Below are 2059 nucleotides of genomic sequence, written 5' to 3' on the forward strand. Positions count from 1 at the left end.
AGTACTAATTGAAATATTTTTGGCTTGTATCAAACTTTAGGAATAGACAAAAATTTAGGGCTTAGTGATCGCCTACTTATCATATACGAAACGTTAGCCACAAGCTGAAAAAAAATCACGTTCTGAATTAAAATTTTACCTTTGTAGAAAAACTAATGGCTGATAAAGCATTTATAACATCCGAGATTTTAAAGTGGGCACGAGAGTCCGCTAATATCTCTGTGGAAGATGCTGCCAAAAAGGTTTCTGTATCGCCTGAAAGGTATCTGACTTGGGAGGACGGAAATGATTTTCCGACAATTCGACAAGCTCAAATCTTGGCAAAAAGTTTTAGAAGACCATTTTCACTTTTCTTTTTACCAGAAATACCAAAAGATTTTCAACCATTACAAGATTATCGAAGAGATGATGCGCAAAAGTTAGATACAGCATCATTATTTATAATTCGTGATGTTCAAGAAAAACAGAATTGGATAAGTGAATTATATGAAGAAATTGGCGAAGACAAGCTTCCTTTTGTTGGTAAATATTCTATCAATGATAATCCAGAAATTGTTGCTAGAGATATATTGGACACCTTAAAAATTAGTCCAAGTAATTATCAGAAAACACCAATTAACGAATGGATTGATAAAGCAGAAACTGCGGGAATATTTATATCTCGTGCTAGCTATTTACATTCACATTTAGTACTAGATAGAGACTTAATTCAAGGTTTTGCAATTGCTGACAAATTCGCCCCTTTTGTATTTGTTAATTCAAAAAATTGGAATGCACCACAACTCTTCACATTAGTCCACGAATTAGCACATATTTGGATAGCTAAATCAGGTATCTCAAATGAAATAGATATTGATTTTACTGATAAACCTAAATCAAAATTTCATCCAGTAGAATTGTTTTGTAACCAAGTTGCCGCCAATGCACTAATGCCAACGGAATTAATTACCCAATTGGGAGCAGATACATTCGATTCAAATGATTTAATTTTTAAACAAGCAAAAGAACTAGGCATAAGCTCTTTCGCGTTATTAGTTCGTGCTTTAAACTTAAATTTAATTTCCCAATCAGAATATAAAATTCTAAAACAAGATGCTCAAGATGAATTTGAGAAGTTTTTGGAAAGAGAAAAGATAAAAAAGGAAAAACAAAGAGAAAGAAAAGGTGGTCCAGATGCTTACCTTCTACGCTTAAATAAAAACAGCAAACTATTCACGAGAATTGTAATGGATTCTTTTAATAACGGTTCGCTGTCACCATCAATTGCAAGTAATCTTCTTAACACGCAGATTAATAAATTCCAAAAATTTGAAAAACTGCTAGCCTAATGTTCGAAGATGAAAAAGTAGTTTACTGTATTGACGCCAATATTCTTATTCAAGCTTGGCAAAAATATTATTCCCCAGAAATTTGTCCGTCTTATTGGGAGGTTTTAAACGATTTAGGTAAAAAAGGCGTGATTTTTATTCCCGAATTAGTTTATGAAGAAATAGAGAAAGGCGAGGACAATTTATTTGAATGGTTAAAAAACAGTGATATTCCGATTAGAAAAATTGACGGAGAAGTAACAAACTGTTTAAAAGAAATATATGCATTTAATCCAAGTCATAAATATCTAGTTTCAAGTAATGGAATTCACTCAAAGGCTGACCCTTGGGTAATTGCCCACGCAATTAAAGAAAATGCAATTGTCGTGACAAAGGAAACGAAAGACTATTTTAAGAAACAAACCAAAATTAAAATCCCTCACGTTTGCGATAATATGAATGTTAAGTGGATTGACGATTTTGAATTTATAAGGGATTTGAACATAAAATTTACCTGTAAATCGGAATAAAGCCAGTGGCTAACAATGTATAAAAATAATAGCGGTTTAATCGCTAAAACGAAAGTAAGTAAATATAAAAAAGGTCTTTGTTTAGCCGAAAAGTTAGCGTGTGAAAATCCGCTACTATTCTTATACTAGACCGTCAGACTGTCTCAAAACTTAATAAGTTTGTTGAAAACTCATTGCACTCTCTTTAGATGCTGCCTTGGTTATTTGTATCTTAAGGTATGG

The 2059-nt window shown here is 32.4% G+C and carries 2 protein-coding genes; both read left to right on the plus strand.

The window, feature by feature from the left end:
- The first annotated feature begins 155 nt into the window (after nucleotides 1-155).
- The gene (locus RT250_RS13370; RefSeq protein ID WP_210709004.1) at nucleotides 156-1328 is read left to right on the plus strand and encodes an XRE family transcriptional regulator; all 1173 of its coding nucleotides are present in this window, start codon (nucleotides 156-158) and stop codon (nucleotides 1326-1328) included.
- Nucleotides 1328-1837: a DUF4411 family protein gene (locus RT250_RS13375; protein ID WP_210709005.1), complete on the plus strand. Its 510-nt coding sequence runs from the start codon at nucleotides 1328-1330 to the stop codon at nucleotides 1835-1837. The genes RT250_RS13370 and RT250_RS13375 overlap by 1 nt, the downstream gene beginning before the upstream one ends.
- The last annotated feature ends 222 nt before the right edge of the window (nucleotides 1838-2059 follow it).

Source organism: Aequorivita sediminis, from assembly GCF_032080575.2.
GTDB classification, from domain to species: Bacteria; Bacteroidota; Bacteroidia; order Flavobacteriales; family Flavobacteriaceae; genus Aequorivita; species Aequorivita sediminis.

Bases quoted from the DNA above. Each gene is read 5' to 3' on its own strand.
- RT250_RS13370 (WP_210709004.1), top strand. From the start codon at position 156: ATGGCTGATAAAGCATTTATAACATCCGAGATTTTAAAGTGGGCACGA.
- RT250_RS13375 (WP_210709005.1), top strand. From the start codon at position 1,328: ATGTTCGAAGATGAAAAAGTAGTTTACTGTATTGACGCCAATATTCTT.